This is a genomic window from Mesorhizobium sp. WSM4807 (assembly GCF_055811615.1).
On the sequence record NZ_JBVVQY010000043.1, the window covers coordinates 1 to 23,720 of the forward strand.

The following is a 23,720-nucleotide window of genomic DNA, read 5'->3' on the forward strand; positions in this document are numbered from 1 at the left end:
GGGAGAAGGTGGCCGAGCCCACGGGTCTTGCCTCCGGCAAGCCCGAGGACAGGCTCCGCTCGGTCGGATGAGGGGTGTTCCAGGGGACGCCAACCCATCATTCCGTCCAGCACCCCTCAACCGTCTTGGCGCTGCGCGCCAATCCACCTTCTCCCACAAAGGGGAGAAGGGAAGGACGCGCGAAGCATACCGACCTCAATAAATATCGAAATCGAAATATTTGGCCTGGATCTTCTTGTAGGTGCCGTCTGCGACGATTGCATCGATCGCGGCGTTGAGCTTTTCGCGCAGCGCATTGTCTTCCTTGCGGACGGCGATACCGGCTTCGGTCTCGGTGCCCTTGACGTCGCCGACCATCTTGCAGCAGCCGTCGCTCGACTTCTTCATCCAGTCCATCAGCACGAATTTGTCTGAAAGGACGGCATCGAGACGGCCGTTCATCAGGTCGGCGACCGCCTCCTCCTGGGTCGGGTAAAGCTTCGCCTCGGCGCCTGCCTTGCTATAGACATCCTGGGCATAGTCGGCCTGGGTGGTCGAAGCCTGCGCGCCGACTGTCTTGCCGGCGAGTGCTGCGGGTTCGGTCGAGGCAATATCGCTGTCCTTCAGGGCCACCAGCGAAAGCGGCGTCGTATAGTATTTGTTGGTGAAGGAGACCTGCTTCTTGCGCTCCTCGGTGATGCTCATGGACGCGATGATGGCGTCGAATTTTCTGGCCTGGAGCGCTGGGATCATGCCGTCCCAGTCCTGCGTGACAAGTTCGCATTCGACCTCCATCTGAGCGCAAAGCGCATTGGCAATGTCGATGTCGAAGCCGACGAGCTTGCCATCCGCGGTGATGGTGTTGAACGGCGGATAAGCGCCTTCGGTGGCGATCTTCAACTTTTCCTGTGCTTGCGCCGACAAGGACCCGGCAGCCACCACCAGCATGGCAGCTGCTGCTGTCGATGCGATCCATCTTGAAATCTGCATTTCTTGTTCCCTTGGTTCCAACCACCTTAACGGCTGGGCACAACCAAGCACGGCCCACAAGGTCAGGCAAGCACAGTCTGATTTGATCGGCGATCAGCGCGCGGCGCGGAAATGCTTGGACAGTTTCAGGCCCTGTGCCTGGTAGTGCGAGCCGAGATCAGTGCCGTAGAGCGCCTGCGGCCGCTTCAGCATGTGCTCGTAGACCAGCCGCCCGACGATCTGGCCGTGGTCGAGGATGAACGGCACTTCGTGGCTGCGCACTTCGAGCACCGCCCTGCTGCCGGTGCCGCCGGCCGACGAATGGCCGAAGCCCGGATCGAAGAAACCGGCATAGTGAACACGGAATTCGCCAACCAGCGGATCGAAGGGCGTCATCTCGGCGGCGTAGAGCGGCGGCACATGCACCGCTTCCTGGCTGACGAGGATATAAAATTCGTCCGGATCGAGCACCAGTTCGCCGGCGCCGCTCTTGTAGAGCGGATCCCAGAAATCGACGACATCCTGTGCCGCGCGCTTGTCGACATCGACCAGGCCGGTGTGGTGCTTGCCGCGGTAGCCGACCAGCCCGTCCTTGTCGCCATCGAGGTCGATCGACAGCGCAATACCGCCGCCGGAAATATTCGGCGGCTCGGTGGCGACGAGCGTCTCGGCACGGTGCAATTCGTGCAGCTCGCTTTCCGACAAAAGCGCATTGCCGGTGCGGAACCTGACCTGAGACAGCCGCGAGCCGGCGCGGACAACGATCGGAAAGGTGCGCGGGCTGACTTCCAGATAGAGCGGGCCGTTGTAGCCGGCAGCGATCTTGTCGAACTCGTGGCCACGATCGGTCATCACGCGGGTGAAGATGTCGAGCCGTCCGGTCGAGCTCTTCGGGTTGGCGGAGGCGGAAATGCTTGCCGGAAGCGCCAGGCTCTCGAGCAGCGGCACGATATAGACGCAGCCCGTCTCCAGCACCGCACCATCAGCGAGATTGATTTCGTGCAGCTTCAGACGGTCGAGTTTTTCAGCAACCCTGTGGTTGGGGCCGGGAAGGAAGGAGGCGCGCACCCGCCAGGCCTTGTCGCCAAGCCTGAGGTCGAGGCTGGCCGGCTGGACCTGGTCGGCATCAAGCGCGCGCGGCGATTTCAGAGCGCCCGACTGGAACAGCGCGGAAATGTCCTGATCGGGAAGAATGCCTGTCTGCCGCAAAGTCTGGCTCCGCTCGAAGGCCGGGCGAGGTCTCGTTTTGTTGCAGGTCCTTGCCACGGAACCTGCTGGTACAACCTCTTAATCATGCCGGCAATTGACGCAAGCGCGGTGCAGGTCTAAAGGGTCATTATCCCGTGGTGATTTGGCCGGTCGGCTTGCAGCCACGTTAAACAAGTCGCTAAAGGACCGTCGGGCCGAAAGGCCGTATGGACCGGTTGCGACTTTCGCGGCCGGTTTTTTTGTGTTTGGACCATTTTTGGTGTTTGGAACAAGGTGATGACGAGCAACAAGCGCAACTGGAAGCCTCAGACCGCCCTCGTGCATGCAGGAACGCTGCGTTCCGGCTTCGGCGAAACCTCCGAGGCGATGTATCTCACGCAAGGCTATGTCTACGACACGGCGCAGGCGGCGGAAGCCCGCTTCAAGGGCGAGGAACCGGGCTTCATCTATTCGCGCTATGCCAATCCGACGGTCGACATGTTCGAGAAGCGCATGTGCGCGCTGGAAGGTGCCGAAGATGCCCGCGCCACCGCATCCGGCATGGCGGCGGTCACAGCGGCGTTGCTGTGCAGCGCCAAGGCCGGCGACCACATCGTGGCGGCGCGCGCGCTGTTCGGCTCCTGCCGCTGGGTGGTCGAAACGCTGGCGCCGAAATACGGCATCGAGGCGACGCTGGTCGACGGCACCGAAATCTCCAATTGGGAAAAGGCGGTCAGGCCCAACACAAAGCTGTTCTTCCTTGAAAGCCCGACCAATCCGACGCTGGAAGTCGTCGACATCGCAGCCGTCGTCTCACTTGCCAATTCGATCGGAGCGCGGCTGATCGTCGACAACGTCTTTGCCACGCCCTTACAGCAGAAGCCGTTGCAGCTCGGCGCCCATATCGTCGTCTATTCGGCGACCAAGCACATCGACGGCCAGGGGCGCTGTCTCGGCGGCGTCATCCTGTCGGACAAGAAGTGGATCGACGAGAACCTGCACGACTATTTCCGCCACACCGGTCCCAGCCTGTCGCCGTTCAATGCCTGGACGCTGCTGAAAGGCCTGGAAACCCTGCCGCTGCGCGTGCGCCAGCAGACGGAAAGTGCCGGCCGGATCGCGGACTTCCTCGCCGAGCAGCCGGAGATCGCCCGCGTCATCTATCCCGGCCGCGCCGATCACCCGCAAGCGGCGGTCGTCAAGAAGCAGATGTCGGGCGGCTCGACGCTGATCTGCCTCGACGTCAAGGGCGGCAAACAGGCGGCTTTCACCTTCCAGAACGCGCTCGATATCGTGCTGATCTCTAACAATCTCGGCGATGCCAAGAGCCTGATCACTCATCCGGCGACGACGACGCACAAGAATCTGAGCGATGAGGCGCGTGCCGAACTCGGCATCGGGCCAGGCACGCTCAGGCTGTCCGTCGGCCTGGAGGACACAGACGACCTGCTCGAAGACATCGAGCAGGCACTGAAAGCCGCCAGATAGGGATACGCGCCGAACAGCTTCGCTCGAATCGTCAAGCCAAGCGCGGTCAGGCGCCCGACGGAGTCTCTTCCAATTCCGCACCGGCGCTGGTGCGGATGGTCATCGTGTTGCCGCGCCAGTCGACGGCACCGCTGAGCCAGCCGCGCACCCAGATGGCGGGAAGCATCACGTCCCGCGCAACCATCGCCGGGATCATGCGCAGCGACAGGTGCCAGCCCTTGGCCGAGGCGAGAGCGCATTCCGGGAGATAGGCGACTACCAGCACGGCAACGGCGGTTGCCGACAGGCTGAAGCCGGCGCCTGCTGCAGCAACCAGCGCAAGCACCAGCGGCGGCGCCGCTCCGATCAGGATCTCGGGCGCGAAGAACAGGGGGAAGGTGACGCGGCGCAGGCGTGCCCAGCGGGCCTGACGCGACCAGATTTCGCCAAATGTGCGCAAACCGAGCGGCTGCTCGAAGGGCGAGGCGACGAGATTGACGCGCAGTCCAAGCCCGTTGACCAGCTTGGTCGCGGCGGCATCCTCGGCAATCTCGGCGGCAAGCGCACGGATGCCGCCATTGGCGTCGAGCATGGGCTTGTTCCACAACATGCTCTTGCCCTGGGCGAAACCGAGGCCGAGCGCCTCGCCGGTATATTGCCAGCGCGCCTGCAGCGTGTTGAGGAAAGCGCATTCGACCTCCGCCCAGAACCCGTCCGGCCGCGAGCCGATCGGCGTCGAGCAGACAAGGCCAGTGTCCGGCCGCCATGCCGCCATCAGATGCTGGACATAGTCCCTCGACATCAGGACGTTGGAATCGGCAAGGATGACCCAGCGGTGGCGCGCTGCCTCCCAGCCCTTCACGCAATTGTTGAGTTTCGGATTGCCGCTGATGCGGTCGTCGCCGACGAGCAGCCGGGCCGTCACGGCTGGAAAGCGGGCGATCGCGTCGGTGATCGGCCCGACCACCGGGTCATCGGCATGGGCGACGCAGAAGATGAGCTCATAGCGCGGCCAGTCGAGAGAGAAGGCGCGCTCGAGCGTTTCCTCGGCAAACGGTTCGACGCCGCGCGACGGCACGACGATCGACACCGGCGGCGCCTTGCCAGCTGCCGGCGTGATCCTGCCAGGCCGATTCAGCTTCAACGAAGCGAGCAGGATGCTGGCGAGATTGACAAGAAGCAGGGCTGTGGAAAGCAAGGCGGCTGTGACTGTCAATTCCATCGATATCTGGTCACTCCAGAAAAAAACCGGCCGCATGAAAGCCGTTTCAACAGTTCGACAGGATGCTGAGTCGCCCGGCCCTGCACACCATCATTGTCATGTGTCACTTAAATGACATTGTTCTTCGGCACCTGCGCGCAAAGCAGGCGGGCAGCGACGGGAAGCACCCCGTTGACCAAGCTGCGGAGACCGTCGAGAGTTCCGTCTACATATTGTGGAGTAGTCTATGTACAGCGCCGTTACGCGCAACATCGAAGTACAGGTCAGGCCGTTCTATCTGGAAGATCGCTCCGACCCGTCGGAGAACCGCTATGTCTGGGGCTACCAGGTGACCATCGACAACCAGTCGGATGAATTCGTGCAGCTTCTGTCACGCTATTGGCACATCACCGACGGCACCGGCCGGGTCGAGGAAGTGCGCGGCGCCGGCGTTGTCGGCGACCAGCCCGAACTCAACCCCGGCGACAGTTATCAATACACGTCTGGGTGCCCGCTCTCAACGCCATCCGGCATCATGGTCGGCCACTACACGATGCGCAACAAGCGGGGCGAGACGTTCGATATCGCCATCCCCGCCTTTTCGCTCGACCTGCCGGGCACGCGGCGCACCGTCAATTGACGCTCACTTGGGTTCCACGCCCTCGCGAAGCGGGGGAGAGGTGGCCCCACTCCGTGGGGCGAGGAACCCAAGTTCTGCGAAGGCACCGCACCCGGTATTTGGCGATTCCTACTTCCATTGGAAGAATGCCAGCGAGCAGATAGGCAGCACTGACGCTCGTTATTGCGCGGCGGCAAACTCCGCCGGGTCGAAGTCATATTGTTTCGAGCAGAATTCGCAGGCGACGTGAATGCCGCCATCCTCGGTGCTGTCCCTGATCTCGTCGGCGGAGAAGCCTCCGAGAATGCCGCGGATCTTCTCCCTGGAGCATGAGCACTGGTCGGCAACCGGTACGCCGCCGAAGACGCGCACGCCGTGCTCGTGGAACAGCCGGTAAAGCAGCCGCTCGGCGCCGATCGTCGGGTCGATCAGTTCCGTAGGCTCGATGGTGCCAAGCAACGCCAGCAGTTCCTGCCAGGAATTGTCGGCCGGATCGTGGATCTCCTGGCGCGGATCGCCGTCGCCGCCTGGAAGATCGGGCACGCGCATGCGGTCCGGCGATTGCGGCAGGAACTGCGCCAGGATGCCACCGGCACGCCATTGCTCGCGGGCGCCGCCGACGCCGGGCGTCAACAGCTTGGCCACCGTGAGCCTGAGATCGGTCGGGATCTGTTCCGACTGCCGAAAATAGGTGCGCGCGGCCTCCTCCAGCGTCTCGCCGTCGAGCTGGACGATGCCCTGATAGCGCTGCGTGTGGGCGCCCTGGTCGATCGTCAGCGCCAGGACACCGCTGCCGAGCAGCGTCTGCTGCGAAGTTTCGCCGGCAGACGTCAGAGCCTCCAGCCGGTCGGCGTCGAAGCGCGCGTAGGCGCGTAGCGCATGCGGCGTGGAAAAATCCGCCACCAGCATATCGACCGGTCCGTCCGTGCGGGTCTGCAGGATGAACTTGCCTTCGAACTTGAGAGAGGTGCCGAGCAGCACCGTCAGCACGCAGGCTTCCGCCAGCAGGCGAGCGACCGGCTCGGGATAGTCATGACGGCTGAGGATCGCGTCGAGCATCGGCCCGAGCTGGACGGTGCGGCCGCGCACGTCGAGCGGGCCGACCTCGAAGGGCACGACATAATCGTCGCCGGCGTAGCCGAATTCGCCGAGTTTGGGTTGTTGTTCAGCCAATTGATGAGTTTCCAACATGACAAAGCTCCAGGGCGCGGCCATGCCGCCCTCCGGGGCGCATGCGTCGAAACGCGCTCGATTTGCGTGATGCGCCTGAGATAGGCACCACGCAGTGCCGGATCAAGGTGGCCCGGATCAAGCGCCCAGACACCAGGCCAAAACCGCCTTCTGGGCGTGGAGCCGGTTCTCGGCCTCGTCGAACACTACCGAATGCAGCCCGTCGATGACTTCGTCGGTGACCTCCTCGCCGCGATGCGCCGGCAGGCAGTGCATGAACAATGCGTCCGGCTTTGCCTTCGCCATCAGCGCCGCATTGACCTGGTAGGGTGAGAAGACATTGTGGCCGCGAGCACGGTGCTCCTGGCCCATCGACACCCAGCAGTCGGTGACGACGCAGTCGGCCTCGTGGACCGCCTCCTCGGGCGAGCGGGTGAAGTGCAACTTGCCGCCATGCGCCGTCGACCAATCGACATGCTTCTGCGCCGGCTCGCTGCCTTCCGGCACGGCGACGTTGAGGTTGAAGCGGAACCGCGCCGATGCCTCCAGCAGGGAATGCAGCACGTTGTTGCCGTCGCCGGTCCAGGCGATTGTCTTGCCGGCGACCGGACCGCGATGCTCCTCGAAGGTCATGATGTCGGCCATCAGTTGGCAGGGGTGGGTATCGTCGGTCAGCCCGTTGATGACGGGAACGGTGGCGTTCTCGGTCAGCTCCAGCAGCCGGTCATGCGATGTGGTTCGGATCATGATCGCATCGACATAGCGCGACAGCACCTTGGCCGTGTCGGCGATGGTTTCGGAGCGGCCGAGCTGCATCTCGGTGCCGGTCAGCATGATGGTCTCGCCGCCGAGCTGGCGCATGCCGACGTCGAAGGACACGCGCGTGCGCGTCGACGGTTTGTCGAAGATCATCGCCAGCACTTTGCCTTCGAGCGGTTTTGTCCGCTCGCCAGCCTTGAGCCTTGCCTTTCGCACCACGGCATCGTCCAGCATGAAGCGCAGATCGCCCTCGGAAACGGCGGAAAGATCAGTGAAATGGCGAAGGCTCATTTGGGGTCTTTCGACTGTTACTTCGCGGCAGCCGCGGCGATGGCATCGGCCAGGCCCCGGGCACCGGCACGGATGCGGTCGAGCGCCTCATGGATCTCGGCGTCGGTGACGGTGAGCGGCGGCAGCAGGCGAAGAACGTTGTCGCCGGCCGGAACCGCAAGCAGATGCTGGTCGCGCAACGCCATGTTCACCTTGGTGTTGGGTGCGGCGCATTTCAGGCCGAGCATCAGGCCGGTGCCCCTGATGTCTTCGATGATGTCAGGAAACTCGTCGGCGACGCCCGCCAGCCCCTGCTTCAGCAGCAACGCCTTGCGCTGGACCTCCTCCAGGAAGCCGTCTTCCAGCACCACGTCGAGCACGGCGTTGCCGACCGCCATCGCCAGCGGATTGCCGCCGAAAGTCGTGCCGTGCACGCCGGCGGTCATGCCGACGGCCGCCTCGTCGGTGGCGAGACAGGCGCCCATCGGAAAGCCGCCGCCGATGCCCTTGGCAACCGCCATGATGTCGGGCGTGACGCCAGCCCATTCATGCGCGAACAGTTTTCCGGTGCGGCCGATGCCGCACTGGACCTCATCGAAGATCAGGAGCAGGCCATGCTGTTCGCAGAGCTGCCTCAGCCGCTTCAGCGACTGCGTCGGCACCGGGCGGATGCCACCCTCGCCCTGCACCGGCTCGATCAGTATCGCGGCGGTCTCTGATGTGATCGCCCTTTCGGCGGCGTCGATGTCGTCGAAGCCGACCTGGTCGAAACCTTCGACCTTGGGTCCGAAGCCTTCCAGGTATTTATCCTGGCCGCCGGCGGCGATGGTCGCCAGCGTGCGGCCATGAAAGGCGCCTTCGAAGCTGATAATGCGAAAGCGCTCGGGATGGCCCTTGACGAAGTGATAGCGCCGCGCCGTCTTGATGGCGCATTCCAGCGCCTCGGCGCCGGAATTGGTGAAGAACACCTTGTCGGCGAAGGTGGCGTCGACCAGCCGCTCGCCCAGACGGCTCTGTCCCGGAATCTCGTAGAGGTTGGAGACATGCCAGACCTTGGCCGCCTGCTCGGTGAGTGCCGAGACCAGGTGCGGATGGCTATGGCCCAGCGAATTCACGGCGACGCCGCCGCCAAAATCGAGATATCGCTCGCCCTTGTCGGTGACCAGCCAAGTGCCTTCCCCATGGTCGAAGGCCAGGGGTGCGCGGGTAAAGGTCTCGAAAAGCGCCGAACCGCTCATTATATGCGTCTCCGGAACCGGAAAATCAAAAAGCCGCCAAAGCGGCGGCGTTGCGGCTTATCGTGTTTTTCGGCCATGAAGTCAACGAAAACGTCGCGCAAGGACGCGCGGCAAGCTCTCCAGCGAGACGCCGGCTCATCAGCGACCGGGCAAGTTGGGGAAAACCGAAAAAACTGATTCGTGTTGGCCCTCAGACTCTTGTCACTGAGTCAGCGCATAAGGTAATTGTAGTCGAGAAATAACTAGATTTCGTGCGGCGGACCTAATCACCCGATATATGTGGTGTCTGCCCGGCGGAAGCCGGATCGTGGAAGGATTCCGATCGCCGCACATTTCAGCAGGAGCGCGGTCTCATGAATTGGACTGACGAGCGGGTCGAACTTCTTAGAAAATTGTGGTCGGAGGGACTGAGCGCCAGCCAGATCGCGGCACAGCTCGGGGGCGTCAGCCGCAATGCCGTCATCGGCAAGGTGCATCGGCTGAAACTGTCGGGCCGCGGACGCTCGACCGCCACGCCGGCACGCCAGAAGAAGAGCGTGCAAGGATCGAGCGTCCAGAAATCGGTGTCGCGGGCGGCAAGCACCGCGCGGCATATCACCACGTCGATCGGCGCGACCGCGCTGCAGGCGCAATTCGACACCGTACCGGTGGCGCGTCATTACGTCCGTCCGGTCGAGAACGTCGTCGTGCCGATCTCGCGGCATCTGCAACTCGTCGAGTTGACCGAGCGGACATGCAAATGGCCGAATGGCGATCCGCTTTCGGAAGAGTTCCATTTCTGCGGCAACGACGCGGCCGAAACCGGACCCTATTGCAAGTACCACGCTCGCATTGCGTTTCAGCCCGCTTCGGAGCGGCGGCGCAGTAGGTAGGGGAATAGGGGAGTAAGGCAGTACGGCAGTATGTGGTGAACTGCAAAAGACTGCGCTCGTGAGGCGCCATCTTTACCTACTGCCCTACTGCCCTACTGCCCTACTGCCCTACTGCCCTACTGCCCTACTCTTCACAGCCAGCCGCTCTTGCGGAAGCGCCAATAGAGAACCGAGCAGACCAAAATAATCGCTCCCAGAACGACCGGGTAGCCATATTCCATCCTAAGTTCCGGCATGTCGTTGAAGTTCATGCCGTAGATGCCTGCGAGCGCCGTCGGCACCGCCAGGATTGCAGCCCATGAGGCGAGCTTCTTGGTGATCGCCGTTTCCTGGCTCTGGCCAACCAGGAGGCTCGCCTCGAAGGCAAATGCGAGCACCTCCCGCAAGCTGTCGATCTTCTCCTGGACGGTGCGGATGTGGTCGGTGACGTCGCGGAACAGCGGGTGCATGGCCGCATGGATCTGCGGCAGGTCGGCGCTGGTCAGCCGGCGGCAGACTTCCACCAGCGGCAGCGCGGCGTTGCGCAGGCGCAAGAGATCGCGGCGCAGCATGTAGAGCCGCTCTATGTCGGAGCCGGTCATCGGCTTCAGCAGAACCCTGTCCTCGATCGCCTCGACCTCGTCCTCGATCTGCTCGAGCACCGGCATGTAGTTGTCGACGATGAAATCGAGAATGGCATAGAGGACGAAATCCTCGCCCTTGGCTAGCGAATGCGGGCAGCTTTCCCAATGCTGGCGAACGACGGCATAAGAAGTCGAGGGACCGTGCCTGACGCTGACGATGTAGCCGGCGCCGACGAACAGATGCGTCTCGCCGAAGGTGACGCGCCTGTCGATCAGTTGAGCCGTGCGGGCAACGATGAACAACGCATCGCCATATTGCTCGATCTTCGGCCGCTGATGCGGATGCTCGGCGTCCTCGATCGCCAGATCGTGCAGGTGGAATTGCGCCTGGACGCGAAGCAACAGGTTGCGGTCCGGCTCCAGCAGGCCGATCCAGACGACATGACCTGGCTTCTTGGCCCATTCGCCAGCTTCCTCGATCGGAATGTCGGCGACACGCCGGCCGGCGGTATAGACGCTGGAAGCGACGATGGCCGATGTCGGCGGGGCCGGCGTCAGGTTCCGAACGGTTTCCATCGCTACCTCCTGGAGGCATGGCCTCGGGTCAGGACCAGGAACGTTCGGTAAAGCTTAGCCTAAATCAGCAATGGGTTCGAGAGGCAGCCGTTCACTTCGCCGGAAGCGTTACGGGAAGCACAATCTTGTCTGTCTTGTCGCCCTTCGGCCGCTCGGCCGGCATCTGGTCGCCGGTGACGATGTAGTAGATCGTCTCGGCGATATTGGTGGCGTGATCGCCGATCCGCTCGATATTCTTGGCGCAAAACAGCAGGTGCGTGCAAGGCGTGATGTTGCGCGGATCTTCCATCATGTACGTCAGCAACTCGCGAAACAGCGAGGTGTACACGGCGTCGATCTGATCATCGCGATCACGCACGAAGCCGATCTTTTCCACCGAGCGCGACGCGTAGACGTCGAGCACTTCCTTGAGCTGCGTCAACGCCAGGTCGGCCAAGGCCTCAATGCCGCGGAACAGGCTGGTCGGCTGGCGCCCTTCTATGACGGCAACCACGCGCTTGGCGACATTCTTGCCGAGGTCGCCGACCCGTTCGAGGTCCGCCGAGATGCGAATCGCGCCGACGATCTCGCGCAAATCCGTCGCCATCGGCTGGCGCTTGGCGATGATGATGATCGCCTTGTCGTCGATCTCGCGCTGACCTTCGTCCAGAACGGCATCGTCACGGATGACCTTCTGGGCAAGGCCGGGGTCGGCATTGACCAGGGCCGCGATCGCCTGTTCGACCATGCGTTCGGCATGCCCGCCCATCGCGGCGATGCGCTTTGACAGATATTTCAGCTCCTCGTCATAGGCGCTGACGATGTGCACGGACTGCATAGAGATGCCTTCCCGGGGTCTTCTGGTCCGAGTCGTTTCCTCGAATCCCCGCTGATACGCTAGCCGGATGACAGAAAAAAGAAACCGTTAGAGCGACGTGCGTCCACTTGGAGACAGAGTACGCCCTAAGTCCCTTATCCACGCATCCGGCTGTCCTAAAATCTTCCGGTTTTCGGCCGACGCGTTCTTAGGTAGTGAGGCGTCAGTGCGCCGGCAAATGCACCGTGAAAGCTGCGCCCTTGCCGACCTCCGACTTGATTGAGAGCCTGGCGTTGTGGCGCGTCAGGATATGCTTGACGATGGACAGGCCAAGCCCGGTGCCTTTCTGGGTCCGGCTGTTTTCGACATCGACGCGGTAGAAGCGTTCGGTGATGCGCGGGATGTGCTCCTCGGGAATGCCGGGACCGAAGTCCCGGATGGTGACGTCGATGCCCGGTTCGGGACCGTCGTCGCTATGAGAAATCGTCACCACGACACGTCCACCCGACTGTCCGTATTTGCAGGCGTTTTCCAGCAGATTCTCGAAAACCTGGAAAAGTTCATCGCGATCCCCCGGCACATTGAGCGGCCCTTCCGCGAAATCCCGCTCGATGGCAACACCGTTCTCCCTGGCAAGCGGCCCCAGCGAATCGATGACGCTGTCGAGGGTCTGGCGGAGATCGACCTCAGTTCCCGGCTTCAGATAAGGTTTCATTTCCAGTCGCGACAGCGACAGCAGGTCGTCGATCAGGCGCGCCATGCGGCCGGTCTGGTTCTGCATGATCTGCAGGAACTGCTCGCGCGCCGCCGGGTCGTTGCGAGCCGGGCCGCGCAGCGTCTCGATGAAACCGGAGATCGAGGCGAGCGGGGTGCGCAATTCATGGCTGGCATTGGCGATGAAGTCGGCCCGCATCCGGTCGATGCGGCGTGCCTCGCTCTGGTCCTTGAAGACCAGCACATAGAAGTCGGTACCGTGACCGACCGAAGACGCACTCACCCGGTAGGCCCGTTCGACCGGCAGCTTTTCGGTATAGTCAACGACATCCGAAGCGGCGGCGCCCGATAAAATACTGTCCAGCAAGGCCTGCATCTCGGGCGCCCGGAATTTCAGCGACAGCGACATGCCCGGTGCGATGCCACCGAAGGCGGCGAAGGCGGCGGCGTTGGCATGGACGATCGTGGCGGTGCGATCGAAGATGATCAGCGGATCGGCAACGGCGGCCGCCAGATATTCTCCCGACAGCTGTTGTAGCCCGCCCGCCTCGATCGCCGCGGCATCCTCCGCGGGCTGGCGCGCAACGCCGGCCGGCAGCATCGCGGCGGCAAACAGCAGCACGGCACATGCCAGCAGCACCACGTAGCCGGTCATGTCTGCGAAACCATAGACCGTCAGGACCGCGACGATGCCGGCCGCCAGCAGCCAGCGGCTGTTCCACAACCGAGTGGCGACCAGTTGCGCCGTGCTTCGCTGTTCTGTGCCGCCCATGTCAGCCATTGTCAGCCATTCGCGCGCATTCCTCCACCCGGTCCGGCCGGGTGCAAACTTCCCGCTGGACCGGCCTAGAGCGCCGTGCGTCCAATTGGACGCACAGAGGACGCCCTACCACTGTTAATCTGCTGCACCGTTCGTTCCGAAAACGATTCCGATTTTCAGGCCGATGCAGTAAGGCTCCCAATAGCATGAGTCCGGAAACTGGAAAGGTTCGTCTCGATGAAAAACCCCAAGGAAGATGCCGCCGCGCCCGTTCCAGGTCCGCTGAAGATCCGCATCGACGGCAAGGAGCGCGAGTTCGACATCGAGGATCCAAAGCTTCCGGACTGGGTCGAAGACAACAAGCTGAGCGCCGGCGGCTACCCCTACGATAAGAAAATGAAAAGCGACGAGTATGACGAGACGCTCGAGCGGCTGCAGATCGAGCTGGTCAAGGCGCAGGCATGGCTGCAATCGACGGGCAAGCGGGTGATGTCGCTGTTCGAAGGACGCGATGCCGCAGGCAAGGGCGGCACGATCTTCGCGCTGCGCCAGTACATGAACCCCAGGACAGCGCGCAACGTAGCGCTGACCAAGCCTAGCCCAACCGAACTCGGGCAATGGTATTTTCAGCGCTATGTCGCGCACTTCCCGACATCCGGCGAGTTCGTCACCTTCGACCGCTCCTGGTATAATCGCGCCGGCGTCGAGCCGGTCATGAGCTTCTGCACGCCGGAGCAGCACGAGAAATTCCTGGACGAGACGCCGTATTTTGAACGGATGATCTGCAACGAGGGCATCCATTTCTTCAAGTTCTGGCTAAACATCGGTCGGGAAACACAGCTTGAGCGATTTCACGATCGCCGCTGGAGTCCTTTGAAGAGCTGGAAATTCTCGCCGATCGATATTGCCGGCATCACCAAATGGGACGACTACACCAAGGCGCGCGATCTCATGTTCGAACGCACGCACGAGGAATTCGCGCCCTGGATCATCGTGCGTGCCAACGACAAGCGGCGCGCGCGACTTGCCATCATCCGGCGCATCCTGTTGTCGCTTCCCTATGACGGCCGCGATCTCGACGCCATCGGCAAGGAAGACAAGAAGATCATCGGGGAAGGGCCTTCGTTCCTGGGAATACAGGCCTGAAGCAGTGCCGCGCGCCCCAAGGACGCGCGGCACGATTCCAGATGTTCCTGTCATTCTGCCGAATGACTTCTCATGCCGCCAGCCGAGCAATCCGCTGCAGCCGCCGCAGCGTGGTATCGTCCTGCAAAGCCTGCTGAAACAGCGAAATCTCCTGGTCAATGCGATCGCAGAGCGCGCCCGTGTCGCCCTTGAGCAGGTCGCGCGTCTGCAGCAGTGCGGCGACCGGCTTCTTGGCGAGTTGCCTGGCTCTGACAAGTGCGGCTTCCTCGACATCGCCCACCACGATCTCCGTGACCAGGCCAAGCAACCTGGCGTCCTCGGCACTGAGCGTGTCGCCCAGGCAGAAGAAGCGGAAAGCGCCGGCATAACCGAGTTTCTGCGGCGCCAGGATGCTGGTCGCCGCGTCCGGCACGAGGCCGAAATCGACGAACGGCACCCGGAACGTGCTTTCATCAGATGCGATCACCATGTCGCAATGGAACAGGATGGTGCAGCCGACGCCGACGGCGTCGCCATCGACACAGGCAAGGACCGGTTTCGGGAACGTCGCCAATGTGCGGAACATGTCGGTGACGGCGGCGATCAATCTTTGATGCTTGGTGGCGTCGAGGAATTCGGAAAAATCGCCGCCGAGGCAGAAGCAGCCGGCGAGGCCGCGCAGCACCACGACGCGCACATCATCGTCGATTGCGGCTTCGTGGAAGATCTTGGCTAGGCTTTCATAAGCTCGCCCGTCCAGCACCGGCCGGCCGTCTTCCGACGACACCGTGACAATCAGGGTATGATTCCGAAACTCTGTTTGCGGGTGGATGTTCATGGCTGTCTCCAATTCTCACGAGGCCTGCCTCATTCCGAGCCTGTCGGGATATCCCCTGGCCAGCACCGGCGCGAAATGACTGCGACGAGAACGCACCACCTCAAGCGTATGCTCGTTGAAGGTGAGCAGTGTGGCGACGACCTGCTGGTTGCCATAGGTGCGCTGGTAGCCAAGCGGCTTCGCCAGGAAGTGCAACTGCAGCGCCCGCAGGACCCACATCGGCTCGAACTCGATGATCACCTGGTTGACGTTCCGCTTCAGCCCCCACTCGACGAAGCCGGCAATGAGTTCGGTGCCGACCGTCGAGACGCCGCGCTTGCCGTCACGAAAGCCCGGCGCCACCGCGTAGCGGGTCAGTTCCCAAACGTTCGGGCCGGACGGCGGCGTCCCTTCATAGAGGTCCGCCAGCACCTCGGTCAGAAGATGCGCCCGCGTTGTCGGCAACATCCGCTGATAACCGGCGAGTTCGCCATTGCGGACGACGAGTTGATGCACCGCCTCGTCATGGTCGAACTGATCGATCTCAAGGCCATCGGGGCGCTGCAGGTCGGTCCAGCCCATCTCCTCGACGAAAATCTTGTAGCGCAAACGATGAACGGCCTCCCAAAGGTCGGGACGTTCCATAAGTTCCTGTGTGGTAAGGGAAAAAAGCATCTGCCGTCTCCTAGGTTCAATAGGAAGATACGGCCGGGCTGTCCCGAGAAAATTACGCGATCACGTAGGCAAGAATTTCTAGGCCGGCACGGCCGAGCTAGCTAATATAGCCGCGCCTTATCGCTTCCGCGACCGCCTGCACCCGGTTGACGGCACCGAGTTTGCTTTTGGCGTTAAGAAGGTGTTTCTCTGACGTGTGTTCCGAAATGCCGAGTATCTGTGAAATCTCCCATTCGGACTTGCCGACGGCGGCCCATTGCATGCATTCGCGCTCACGCGGCGTCAGTTCGACGTGGTCGATGGTCTGGGCCGCCATCGTGTGGAGTTGCATGGCACGGCCGATCGCATAGGTCGCGGCCAGCGACACCAGTCCGAAATCGGCGCCAGACAATTCGACGGCTTCGCCGCCGAGCGACACCATGACGATCTGGCCATCGAGCGTAACCAGCGGGAAGGCCAAACCGTCGCGCAGCTTGAATTCGCCGGCGTCGCCCATCACTTCGCCGCTGCTCTTGTCGATGCGGATGCTCTGGGACGCCTCCCGCCACTGGAACGGCGCCTGAAGCTGCTTCATGTGGCTGACGACGGGGTCGTGGTCGACATAGTTGCGCGCCACATAGCGCTCGAGCCATTCTCCCGGCCACTCGCAAAGCAGCACATGGTCCTTTTGCTGGCCTCTTGGCGTGCCCGGTTGCGGAACCGTTCCGGCCATCAGCGCCGTCAGGCCGAACTCCGAGGTTATGCCAAGCAGTTTTTCGCAGACCGCGGTCGCCGTGTTGGCGTGCTGCAGCTGATCTATGAATTCCAGTGTACGATCGAAGTGGCCCATCGCAACATCTACCCCATGTTGCCTTCCGCGTTAAGATCAACGGTCCAGTGCTACCTGCACTTTGCCATCGACCCCGGATTACAAACCTGCTCCTCTCTGTTTGCAGCGCCTTGCAGCTACCCTCCAGCCGACGCCACACATGTTTGCAAGCTCGCTGAAGCATAACCCTAAATCGGCGTGATGAAATCAAAAACCGTTGTGCCTGTGTCATTTTCGTACCAAAAGCCACATTGGACAGGACAGGGCGGAGCTCGATCGTGGCAATTCGGTGGATACCCGTCGTCTTGATGCTGGCAATGACGGGGGCACAGTGGCTCACGGCAGCGCGTGCCGCGGAGCCGCAAGTGCCGGTGCTGTGGGATGCAAAGGAGCGGCTGCCGAAGCCTGACCTTTCCGCGCTGCCGCGTCTGAGATTCCTGACCACCACCGATTTCCCGCCGTTCAACTTCCTCGACGGGGCGGGCCGCCTGTCCGGCTTCCACGTCGATCTGGCGCGCGCCATCTGCGCCGAACTCGGCATCGCGGAAAAATGCCAGATCCAGGCACTGCCCTGGGCCGAGCTCGAAGGGGCGCTGCAGAAGGGCGAAGGCGAAGCGATCATTGCCGGCATCGCCGCCACGCCGGAGTCGCGGTCGAAATATGCCTTCTCGCGCTCCTACCTGCAGTTTCCGGCACGCTTCATCATGCCGAAGACAAAGGCGCTCGCAGAACCGATCTTCGACAGGCTGCGCGGCAGGCGCGTCGGCGTGGTGGCCGGCTCCGCGCATGAGCGCATGCTGCGCGATTATTTCAGCACCGTTCAGGTCGTACCCTTCGGCCGGCCGGAAGAACTCCATGATGATCTTAAGGCCGGCAAGGTCGACGCCGCCTTCGGCGACGGCATGCGCTTCGCCTTCTGGCTGGGCGGTTCGGATGCCGCAGCATGCTGCCGCTTCGCCGGCGGCCCCTATCTGGCGCCAGAATATCTGGGCTCGGGAATGGCCATCGCCACCAGGGCCAACGATCCGGCGCTGGCCGCGGCATTCAACTACGCGCTGCAGCAGATCTCAGTGAAGGGCATCTTCGCCGAATTTTATTTGCGCTATTTCCCGGTCAGTTTTTTCTGATCCGGTCCGGTCAGCTTCTTCTGACCCTTCAGGGCCCGGATCAGGTCAGCGTGCGAAGGCGGGCTTTGGCGGCGCGGGCGATGGCTGCGACGGTGAGCGTGTCGAGATCGAGCTGGCGACGGATAAGCTGCAGCACCCTCACCTCCTCCAAGCGCATTTCGAGGTCGACGGCCGCAACCTCGAAGGCTGCGGCATAGGCGGTATCAAGCAGGCGTTCGGGCAGTGCTTCAGCGACGCGCGCCAAAACGCCTTCCAGCCCGTCCTTTTCGTGCAGCATCTTTTGGCAGTCCTGGGCGACGCCGACCAGCCGGTCATGGTCGAAGTCCTCGAACACCGGCCATGAGCGGACGACGTCGCCGATCCGCGCCAGTTCGACATCGGTCATGTCGCGATCGGACGCGGAGGTGATGACCATCAGATAGATCAGGGCTTCATGCGGCGGCAACGACATTTAAAAACTCCTCAAACGGGCTCCGAAGTTAGGAACGCGGCACCGACGCTGCAAGGAAAAAGAGCCGCGATCGTTGACGCCTACGGCAGGCACGCCTAGAGACCGGTGGAAAAAATCTCTTCCGGCCCCCTATTTGCGGCGATGCCGGCGAACAATTTGGAAAACAGTGACATGGCGGGATCAAACATCATCGATCTCAATCCCGAGGTGCTTGCGGCAGCGGCTGAAAGCAAGGCGTGGCCGTTCGAGGAAGCCAGGAAGATCGTCGAGCGCTACAAAGACACTGACTTTCCCGAGACCGTCCTGTTTGAGACCGGCTACGGTCCGTCGGGGCTGCCGCACATCGGTACTTTCGGCGAGGTCGCACGCACGTCGATGGTGCGCCACGCCTTCCGCGTCCTCACCCGGGACACGGTCAAGACCAAGATCTTGTGCTTTTCCGACGACATGGACGGTATGCGCAAGATTCCGGACAACGTCCCCGATCGCGCCGCACTCGAGCCGCACCTGCACAAGCCGCTCTCGTCCGTCCCCAATCCTTTCGGCGGCGACTATGCGAGCTTCGCAGACCACAACAACGCAATGCTTTGCCGTTTCCTGGACACGTTCGGCTTCGACTACGAGTTCGCCAGCGCGACGGAATACTACAAGGCTGGCCGTTTCGACGACGTTCTGCTGCGCGCTGCCGAACGTTTCGATAAGATTATGGACGTGATGCTGCCGACGCTCGGAGAGGAGCGTCAGGCGACCTACAGTCCGTTCTTGCCGATTTCCCCCAAAAGTGGCCGCGTGCTTTACGTTCCCATGAAGCATGTCGACGCCAAGGCCGGCACTATCACCTTCGATGATGACGGCACCGAAACCACGCTGCCCATAACCGGCGGCAGGGTGAAGCTGCAGTGGAAGCCGGATTTCGGCATGCGCTGGGCGGCGCTCGGCGTCGACTTCGAAATGTTCGGCAAAGACCACCAGACGAATGCGGTGATCTACGACCGTATCTGCAATATCCTGGGCGGGCGCGCGCCCGAGCATTTCGTCTATGAGCTGTTCCTGGACGAGAACGGCCAGAAGATTTCGAAGTCGAAGGGCAACGGACTGACCATAGACGAGTGGCTGACCTACGCGCCGACCGAAAGCCTCGAGCTCTACATGTACCAGCGGCCGCGGCAGGCCAAGAAGCTCTATTTCGACGTCATTCCGAAGGCGGTGGACGAGTATTACGCCTTTCTGTCCGCCTATCGCCGGCAGGAGTGGAAGGAGCGGCTGGGAAATCCCGTCTGGCACATGCATGACGGTAACCCGCCTGTCGTCGACCTGCCGGTGTCGTTCGCGCTGCTGCTCAATCTGGTCAGTGCCTCGAACGCCCAGAACAAGGACGTGCTGTGGGGGTTCATTTCGCGCCACACATCAGGCGTGACGCCGAAGACCCATCCCGAGCTCGACCGGCTGGCCGAGTATGCGATCCGCTATTTCGACGATTTCGTGAAGCCGGCCAAGGTGTACCGGGCCGCCGACGCGGTCGAGCGCGAGGCGCTGACGAAACTCTCTGACGCGCTCGCCGCGTTGCCGCCAGATGCCGATGGCGAGGTGATCCAGAATGCCGCCCTCAACGTTGCGCGCAAGATCGAACGTTATCAGGACCATTCGAAGCAGAGCCCGGAAGGCGGGCCGGGCGTCTCCGTCGCCTTCTTCCAGATGATCTACCAGGTTTTAATCGGCCAGGAGCGCGGCCCGCGCTTCGGTTCCTTCGCCGCCCTCTACGGCATCGCAGAAACCCGCGCGCTCATTCAGAAGGCGCTGGCTGGTCAGTTGGCGGCGTAGCCGTCGCCGACGAATCGAGAATCGGCTGCGTCGGCTGCGCTGCCGCGACAGGGGCTGGTGCCGGAGGCAGGCCGGAGAGACTGGGCGCCGGCCCGAAAATGCCCTTCCTCGCCGTACGCGCCTTCTCGCCGGCCTCGACGTAAGGGCCACCCTTGGCTGCGCGCGCCCAGCCGTTTTCGATCAACCACTGACCGACATCCTGGTTGCCAACGCGGCATTCGGCGGCGATCAGGTCGCGGCCGCCTTCGGGCGGCACCGCGCAAACCACCGCCCGGCCGCGCAGGAAAGCACGGAACGCCGTTCGCGCCCGGCTGCCGCACGTCCAGGACTTGCCGCCGTCGGCGCAAGTCTCGTCCTGCGTGATGATGTCGATACCCGAAACCGCGACCGAGTAGCCCTTGGCCTCGATCACACCGGCGGCAGTTGCAATCGGCTGGAACAGTTTTGTCCCGTTCCAGTCGTCGGGCATTTTCGATTTGGGCGGTCTGGCCAGCGCCAGATCACTCAGCGGCGCGCGCGGCTCGACCCGTTCAAGCTCTTCGGGTTGAAGCTGCGGCGGCGCGACGACCTCGGGATCGATGGCCCTGGAATGCGCCTCCGGCCTCGCCGCCTTGGGTCGCGGGTTCGCTGATGTGGCAGGCGCTTCGGATTGCGCCGCCATGCCGGCCTGCGCTCGAGCTGCGACACGGCCGTTTTCGTCATGCAGCACGGCGCGGCCGCCGGCGGCAATCGCGGCCCCGATCACCAGGATCGTCGACACCGCAGCGGCTGCATGAAGCGGGCGCACCGGCGGCCCTTACTGGCTTGCCCAGACAATCCGCGCCACCCATTCGACATCGCGCATGGGGATGTCGCGGTCCGGGTGATCGGGATTGAGCGAGACCAGCATGATCGACTTCGCCGTCTGACGGTCCAGCACCTTGGCCATCACCTCGCCGGCATTGGTCTTGACGACGACCCGGTCGCCCTTGCGGGTGGCAGCGCCCGGCTCGACAATCAGCACGTCGCCGTTGCGGTAGAGCGGCAGCATGGAATCGCCCTGGACCTGCAGCGCATAGGAGGTTCCGGTCGCCTGTGCCGGAAGCTCGATCAGGTCCCAGCCCTGCCCCGCCGGAAAGCCGGCATCATCGAAGAAACCGCCGGCGCCGGCCTGGGCGAAGCCGAGCAGCGGCACCGAAGACCGCCGTGCGGGCAGGGGTCCGGGGCCGGGCTTGCCCCGGCCTTCGACCAGTCCCGTGAATTCGTCGAGCGAGGCGCCCGTCGCCTCAATGATCTTGGCCAGCGATTCGGTCGACGGCCAGCGCGGCCGCCCGTCCGAGGACAGCCGCTTCGACTTGTTGAAGGCTGTCGAATCGAGGCCCGCACGCTTCGCCAGCCCCGAGGCCGAGAGCGAATAACGCTCGGCGAGAGCATCGATTGCGGCCCATACGCGGTCATGCGAGAGCACTTTTGCTCTCCTTCAGAACAGGAAAAAATACCTTCTCTGTTCTAACCGGTGGCCGCGATCTTGTCCACCAAGAAGGCGGCGTCACGCCGCCTTCTTGGCCTCGCTCCTGGCATAGGGATCGAAGCGTTCGTAGAAAGTCTCGCCCTTTTCCGCCATATCGAGCAGGAGCTTCGGCGCCTTGAACTCGGCGCCGTACTTCTTCTGCAGGCCCTTGGCGATCTTGACGAATTTCCTTGCGCCGATGCCGTCGACGTAGGACAGCACGCCGCCGGTAAAGGGCGCGAAGCCAAAGGCGAGGATCGAGCCGACATCGGCTTCACGCGGATCGGTGACGATGCCCTCCTCCATCACCCGGGCCGCCTCCAATGCAATGGTGACCAGGAGCCGCTGCTTCAGTTCCTCATAGTCAACCTTTTCAGGCGGCAACTGCGGATAGAGATCCTTCAGGCCCGGCCACAACTTCTTCTTGGCAGGCTTTTGCGGATAGTCGTAAAAACCCTTGCCGTTCTTGCGGCCAAAGCGGCCATGAGTATCGACCAGCGTGTTGATCAGCGCCATCTGCTTCGGGTCGACCGCGTTTTCGCCGAGATCGCGCATGGTCTGCTTCATGATCTTCTGCGCGAGGTCGATCGCCGTTTCGTCCGTGAGCGCCAAAGGACCGACCGGCATGCCGGCGGCCTTCGCCGCATTCTCGATCATCGGCGCCGGAACGCCCTCGATGAGCATCTTGTAGGCTTCCGACATGTAGCGCAGCACGCAGCGGTTGACATAGAAGCCGCGCGTGTCGTTGACGACGATCGGCGTCTTCTTGATGGCGCGGACGAAGTCGATCGCGGTGGCCAGCGCCTTGTCGCCCGTCTTCTTGCCCAAAATGATCTCGACTAGCATCATCTTGTCGACCGGCGAGAAGAAATGGATGCCGATGAAATTCTTCGGCCGCGCCGAATTCTTCGCCAGCGATGTGATCGGGATGGTGGATGTATTCGAGGCGAAGACCGCCGCCGGCTTCAGCATGGCCTCCGCCTTTTCGGTGGCGTCCTTCTTGACGCCCGAATCCTCGAACACCGCCTCGACCACCAGGTCGCAGCCTGCGAGGTCGGCATAGTCGGCCGTCGGCGTGATCAGCGACAGCAGCCTCTCCTTGTCCTCCGGCTTGGCGCGGCCCTTCCTGACCTGATCCGAGATCAAGCTGTCCGAATGCGCCTTGCCCTTGGCGGCAGCTTCCATGTCGCGGTCGAGCAGCACCACCGGAATGCCGGCCTTGGCCGTAACATAGGCGATGCCGGCGCCCATGAAACCGGCGCCGAGCACTCCGATCTTCTTGAACTTGGTTTCCGGCACGCCGGCGGGGCGGCGCGCACCCTTGTTCAGTTCCTGCAGCGACACGAACAGCGAGCGGATCATCGCCGCCGCTTCTCTTGTCTGCATGATCTCGGTGAAATAGCGCTGCTCGATGCGCAAAGCGGTGTCGAACGGCACCAGCAGGCCTTCATAGACGCATTTCAGGATGGCGGCGGCGGCAGGATAGTTGCCATAGGTCTCGCGACGCAGGATGGCGATTGCCGGTGGCCACAGATTGGCGCCGGCCACCGAATAGATCGGGCCGCCGGGCAGCTTGAAGCCCTTCTCGTCCCACGGCGCCACCGGCTTCAAGCCATTTTTGATCATGGCCTTGGCGGTCTCGACCAGCTTTTGCGGCTCGGCGATCTCGTGGATCAGGCCCATCGACTTGGCCTTCTGCGGCGACAGCGTCTGGCCGGAGGTCAGCATCTGCAGTGCCTGCTGCTGGTCGGTCAGCCGCGGCACGCGCTGGGTGCCGCCGGCGCCTGGGAAAATGCCGATCTTCACTTCGGGGAGCGCCATCCTGACCTTGTCGGAATCGGCCGCGACACGACCATGGCAAGCGAGCGACAGCTCGAACGCGCCGCCCATGCAGGTGCCGTTGATCGCCGACACCCACGGCTTGCCTGAGGTTTCCAGCTTGCGGAACAGGCCGGTCATATAGCCGGCGTTGTCGAACAGCGCCTTGGTCGCCTTGTCCAGGTCCTTGGCTTTGTCAGCGGCGAAGGTCGCCAACATCTTCTGCAGCATGGTGATGTCGGCGCCGCCCGAGAAACTATCCTTGCCGGAAGTGATCACCGCCCCCTTTATCGCCGCGTCGCTCGCCACCTTGTCGACAATGGAATTCAGTTCCAGCATGGCTTCTTCGGTGAAGACGTTCATCGACCGGCCCGGCATGTCCCAGGTGACCAGCGCGATGCCGTCGGCGTCGATGTCCAGCGTGAAATTGGTATAGCTCATCGGTCTC

Annotated in this window: 22 protein-coding genes and 1 riboswitch; of the genes, 6 read left to right on the plus strand and 16 right to left on the minus strand. The window is 62.6% G+C overall.

Going from position 1 to position 23,720, the window contains the following annotated elements:
* Positions 1 to 195: 195 nt before the first annotated feature.
* The gene (locus AC0L3N_RS31030; RefSeq protein WP_473551398.1) at positions 196 to 969 is read right to left on the minus strand and encodes an ABC transporter substrate-binding protein; all 774 of its coding nucleotides are present in this window, start codon (positions 967 to 969) and stop codon (positions 196 to 198) included.
* Between the two features lie 93 nt (positions 970 to 1,062).
* Entirely contained in the window at positions 1,063 to 2,157 is a 1,095-nt protein-coding gene (locus tag AC0L3N_RS31035; protein ID WP_123147401.1) for a 2'-deoxycytidine 5'-triphosphate deaminase, read from the minus strand.
* 124 nt (positions 2,158 to 2,281) lie between these two features.
* A riboswitch (SAM riboswitch) is annotated at positions 2,282 to 2,359 on the plus strand.
* A gap of 74 nt (positions 2,360 to 2,433) precedes the next feature.
* Here AC0L3N_RS31035 and AC0L3N_RS31040 point away from each other — a divergent pair.
* Complete coding sequence (locus AC0L3N_RS31040) at positions 2,434 to 3,624, plus strand: O-succinylhomoserine sulfhydrylase (protein WP_473551399.1); 1,191 nt, start codon at positions 2,434 to 2,436, stop codon at positions 3,622 to 3,624.
* 46 nt (positions 3,625 to 3,670) lie between these two features.
* Here AC0L3N_RS31040 and AC0L3N_RS31045 read toward each other — a convergent pair whose 3' ends face one another.
* On the minus strand, positions 3,671 to 4,825 hold the full coding sequence (locus tag AC0L3N_RS31045; protein WP_473551400.1) for a ceramide glucosyltransferase: 1,155 nt from the start codon (positions 4,823 to 4,825) through the stop codon (positions 3,671 to 3,673).
* Between the two features lie 226 nt (positions 4,826 to 5,051).
* Here AC0L3N_RS31045 and apaG point away from each other — a divergent pair, with 226 nt between their 5' ends.
* A complete protein-coding gene (apaG, locus tag AC0L3N_RS31050) occupies positions 5,052 to 5,444 on the plus strand; it encodes a Co2+/Mg2+ efflux protein ApaG (protein WP_095487997.1) in 393 nt (130 codons plus the stop codon).
* A gap of 159 nt (positions 5,445 to 5,603) precedes the next feature.
* Here apaG and AC0L3N_RS31055 read toward each other — a convergent pair whose 3' ends face one another.
* From AC0L3N_RS31055 to AC0L3N_RS31065, 3 genes are all read right to left on the minus strand, one after another.
* Positions 5,604 to 6,638 carry an Hsp33 family molecular chaperone gene (locus AC0L3N_RS31055; RefSeq protein WP_473551402.1) on the minus strand — a complete coding sequence of 345 codons (1,035 nt, stop codon included), beginning with the start codon at positions 6,636 to 6,638 and terminating at the stop codon, positions 5,604 to 5,606.
* A gap of 93 nt (positions 6,639 to 6,731) precedes the next feature.
* Positions 6,732 to 7,643, minus strand: coding sequence for an ornithine carbamoyltransferase (argF, locus tag AC0L3N_RS31060; protein WP_473551403.1), 912 nt, complete (start codon positions 7,641 to 7,643; stop codon positions 6,732 to 6,734).
* A gap of 17 nt (positions 7,644 to 7,660) precedes the next feature.
* On the minus strand, positions 7,661 to 8,860 hold the full coding sequence (locus AC0L3N_RS31065; RefSeq protein ID WP_473551405.1) for an acetylornithine transaminase: 1,200 nt from the start codon (positions 8,858 to 8,860) through the stop codon (positions 7,661 to 7,663).
* Between the two features lie 353 nt (positions 8,861 to 9,213).
* On the opposite strand from AC0L3N_RS31065, the gene AC0L3N_RS31070 reads away from it, so the two are divergent.
* The gene (locus tag AC0L3N_RS31070) at positions 9,214 to 9,732 is read left to right on the plus strand and encodes a GcrA family cell cycle regulator (protein WP_095493542.1); all 519 of its coding nucleotides are present in this window, start codon (positions 9,214 to 9,216) and stop codon (positions 9,730 to 9,732) included.
* Between the two features lie 131 nt (positions 9,733 to 9,863).
* Here the strand turns inward: AC0L3N_RS31070 and AC0L3N_RS31075 are convergent, their stop codons facing one another.
* The 3 genes from AC0L3N_RS31075 to AC0L3N_RS31085 all read right to left on the minus strand — a co-directional run bounded on the left by AC0L3N_RS31075 (position 9,864) and on the right by AC0L3N_RS31085 (position 13,162).
* A complete protein-coding gene (locus tag AC0L3N_RS31075) occupies positions 9,864 to 10,871 on the minus strand; it encodes a magnesium and cobalt transport protein CorA (RefSeq protein WP_123146570.1) in 1,008 nt (335 codons plus the stop codon).
* A 91-nt stretch (positions 10,872 to 10,962) separates the two neighbouring features.
* Positions 10,963 to 11,688, minus strand: a complete 726-nt coding sequence (gene phoU / locus AC0L3N_RS31080) for a phosphate signaling complex protein PhoU (RefSeq protein ID WP_123146569.1) — start codon at positions 11,686 to 11,688, stop codon at positions 10,963 to 10,965.
* Between the two features lie 202 nt (positions 11,689 to 11,890).
* Positions 11,891 to 13,162, minus strand: a complete 1,272-nt coding sequence (locus tag AC0L3N_RS31085; RefSeq protein WP_473551407.1) for a sensor histidine kinase — start codon at positions 13,160 to 13,162, stop codon at positions 11,891 to 11,893.
* A gap of 216 nt (positions 13,163 to 13,378) precedes the next feature.
* Between AC0L3N_RS31085 and ppk2 the strand changes: the two genes are divergently transcribed.
* Positions 13,379 to 14,287 carry a polyphosphate kinase 2 gene (ppk2, locus tag AC0L3N_RS31090; RefSeq protein ID WP_123146567.1) on the plus strand — a complete coding sequence of 303 codons (909 nt, stop codon included), beginning with the start codon at positions 13,379 to 13,381 and terminating at the stop codon, positions 14,285 to 14,287.
* Positions 14,288 to 14,357: 70 nt separating this feature from the next.
* Here ppk2 and AC0L3N_RS31095 read toward each other — a convergent pair whose 3' ends face one another.
* From AC0L3N_RS31095 to AC0L3N_RS31105, 3 genes are all read right to left on the minus strand, one after another.
* Positions 14,358 to 15,104 carry an enoyl-CoA hydratase-related protein gene (locus AC0L3N_RS31095; protein WP_473551408.1) on the minus strand — a complete coding sequence of 249 codons (747 nt, stop codon included), beginning with the start codon at positions 15,102 to 15,104 and terminating at the stop codon, positions 14,358 to 14,360.
* Between the two features lie 15 nt (positions 15,105 to 15,119).
* On the minus strand, positions 15,120 to 15,758 hold the full coding sequence (locus AC0L3N_RS31100; protein WP_095493548.1) for an acyl-homoserine-lactone synthase: 639 nt from the start codon (positions 15,756 to 15,758) through the stop codon (positions 15,120 to 15,122).
* 97 nt (positions 15,759 to 15,855) lie between these two features.
* Positions 15,856 to 16,587 (minus strand): helix-turn-helix transcriptional regulator, encoded by a 732-nt coding sequence (locus tag AC0L3N_RS31105; protein WP_123146565.1) that lies wholly within the window; start codon positions 16,585 to 16,587, stop codon positions 15,856 to 15,858.
* Positions 16,588 to 16,874: 287 nt separating this feature from the next.
* Here AC0L3N_RS31105 and AC0L3N_RS31110 point away from each other — a divergent pair, with 287 nt between their 5' ends.
* The gene (locus AC0L3N_RS31110) at positions 16,875 to 17,693 is read left to right on the plus strand and encodes a transporter substrate-binding domain-containing protein (protein ID WP_123146564.1); all 819 of its coding nucleotides are present in this window, start codon (positions 16,875 to 16,877) and stop codon (positions 17,691 to 17,693) included.
* Between the two features lie 40 nt (positions 17,694 to 17,733).
* On the opposite strand, the gene AC0L3N_RS31115 is transcribed toward AC0L3N_RS31110, so the two are convergent.
* Complete coding sequence (locus tag AC0L3N_RS31115) at positions 17,734 to 18,144, minus strand: tellurite resistance TerB family protein (RefSeq protein WP_292399336.1); 411 nt, start codon at positions 18,142 to 18,144, stop codon at positions 17,734 to 17,736.
* Positions 18,145 to 18,315: 171 nt separating this feature from the next.
* Here AC0L3N_RS31115 and AC0L3N_RS31120 point away from each other — a divergent pair, with 171 nt between their 5' ends.
* The gene (locus tag AC0L3N_RS31120; RefSeq protein WP_123147398.1) at positions 18,316 to 19,965 is read left to right on the plus strand and encodes a lysine--tRNA ligase; all 1,650 of its coding nucleotides are present in this window, start codon (positions 18,316 to 18,318) and stop codon (positions 19,963 to 19,965) included.
* On the opposite strand, the gene AC0L3N_RS31125 is transcribed toward AC0L3N_RS31120, so the two are convergent.
* From AC0L3N_RS31125 to AC0L3N_RS31135, 3 genes are all read right to left on the minus strand, one after another.
* A complete protein-coding gene (locus tag AC0L3N_RS31125) occupies positions 19,928 to 20,752 on the minus strand; it encodes a thermonuclease family protein (protein ID WP_123146563.1) in 825 nt (274 codons plus the stop codon). The two genes, AC0L3N_RS31120 and AC0L3N_RS31125, sit on opposite strands and share 38 nt — an antisense overlap.
* A 9-nt stretch (positions 20,753 to 20,761) precedes the next feature.
* Positions 20,762 to 21,412 (minus strand): S24 family peptidase, encoded by a 651-nt coding sequence (locus AC0L3N_RS31130; RefSeq protein ID WP_123146562.1) that lies wholly within the window; start codon positions 21,410 to 21,412, stop codon positions 20,762 to 20,764.
* An 81-nt stretch (positions 21,413 to 21,493) separates the two neighbouring features.
* The gene (locus tag AC0L3N_RS31135) at positions 21,494 to 23,713 is read right to left on the minus strand and encodes a 3-hydroxyacyl-CoA dehydrogenase NAD-binding domain-containing protein (RefSeq protein ID WP_473551410.1); all 2,220 of its coding nucleotides are present in this window, start codon (positions 23,711 to 23,713) and stop codon (positions 21,494 to 21,496) included.
* Between the last annotated feature and the right edge of the window lie 7 nt (positions 23,714 to 23,720).

What these genes read in the sequence shown, in the direction of transcription:
- AC0L3N_RS31030 (WP_473551398.1), bottom strand. Translation starts at nt 969, where the DNA reads ATGCAGATTTCAAGATGGATCGCATCGACAGCAGCAGCTGCCATGCTG.
- AC0L3N_RS31040 (WP_473551399.1), top strand. Translation starts at nt 2,434, where the DNA reads ATGACGAGCAACAAGCGCAACTGGAAGCCTCAGACCGCCCTCGTGCAT.
- AC0L3N_RS31045 (WP_473551400.1), bottom strand. Translation starts at nt 4,825, where the DNA reads ATGGAATTGACAGTCACAGCCGCCTTGCTTTCCACAGCCCTGCTTCTT.
- apaG (WP_095487997.1), top strand. Translation starts at nt 5,052, where the DNA reads ATGTACAGCGCCGTTACGCGCAACATCGAAGTACAGGTCAGGCCGTTC.
- AC0L3N_RS31055 (WP_473551402.1), bottom strand. Translation starts at nt 6,638, where the DNA reads ATGGCCGCGCCCTGGAGCTTTGTCATGTTGGAAACTCATCAATTGGCT.
- argF (WP_473551403.1), bottom strand. Translation starts at nt 7,643, where the DNA reads ATGAGCCTTCGCCATTTCACTGATCTTTCCGCCGTTTCCGAGGGCGAT.
- AC0L3N_RS31065 (WP_473551405.1), bottom strand. Translation starts at nt 8,860, where the DNA reads ATGAGCGGTTCGGCGCTTTTCGAGACCTTTACCCGCGCACCCCTGGCC.
- AC0L3N_RS31070 (WP_095493542.1), top strand. Translation starts at nt 9,214, where the DNA reads ATGAATTGGACTGACGAGCGGGTCGAACTTCTTAGAAAATTGTGGTCG.
- AC0L3N_RS31075 (WP_123146570.1), bottom strand. Translation starts at nt 10,871, where the DNA reads ATGGAAACCGTTCGGAACCTGACGCCGGCCCCGCCGACATCGGCCATC.
- phoU (WP_123146569.1), bottom strand. Translation starts at nt 11,688, where the DNA reads ATGCAGTCCGTGCACATCGTCAGCGCCTATGACGAGGAGCTGAAATAT.
- AC0L3N_RS31085 (WP_473551407.1), bottom strand. Translation starts at nt 13,162, where the DNA reads ATGGCTGACATGGGCGGCACAGAACAGCGAAGCACGGCGCAACTGGTC.
- ppk2 (WP_123146567.1), top strand. Translation starts at nt 13,379, where the DNA reads ATGAAAAACCCCAAGGAAGATGCCGCCGCGCCCGTTCCAGGTCCGCTG.
- AC0L3N_RS31095 (WP_473551408.1), bottom strand. Translation starts at nt 15,104, where the DNA reads ATGAACATCCACCCGCAAACAGAGTTTCGGAATCATACCCTGATTGTC.
- AC0L3N_RS31100 (WP_095493548.1), bottom strand. Translation starts at nt 15,758, where the DNA reads ATGCTTTTTTCCCTTACCACACAGGAACTTATGGAACGTCCCGACCTT.
- AC0L3N_RS31105 (WP_123146565.1), bottom strand. Translation starts at nt 16,587, where the DNA reads ATGGGCCACTTCGATCGTACACTGGAATTCATAGATCAGCTGCAGCAC.
- AC0L3N_RS31110 (WP_123146564.1), top strand. Translation starts at nt 16,875, where the DNA reads ATGCTGGCAATGACGGGGGCACAGTGGCTCACGGCAGCGCGTGCCGCG.
- AC0L3N_RS31115 (WP_292399336.1), bottom strand. Translation starts at nt 18,144, where the DNA reads ATGTCGTTGCCGCCGCATGAAGCCCTGATCTATCTGATGGTCATCACC.
- AC0L3N_RS31120 (WP_123147398.1), top strand. Translation starts at nt 18,316, where the DNA reads ATGGCGGGATCAAACATCATCGATCTCAATCCCGAGGTGCTTGCGGCA.
- AC0L3N_RS31135 (WP_473551410.1), bottom strand. Translation starts at nt 23,713, where the DNA reads ATGAGCTATACCAATTTCACGCTGGACATCGACGCCGACGGCATCGCG.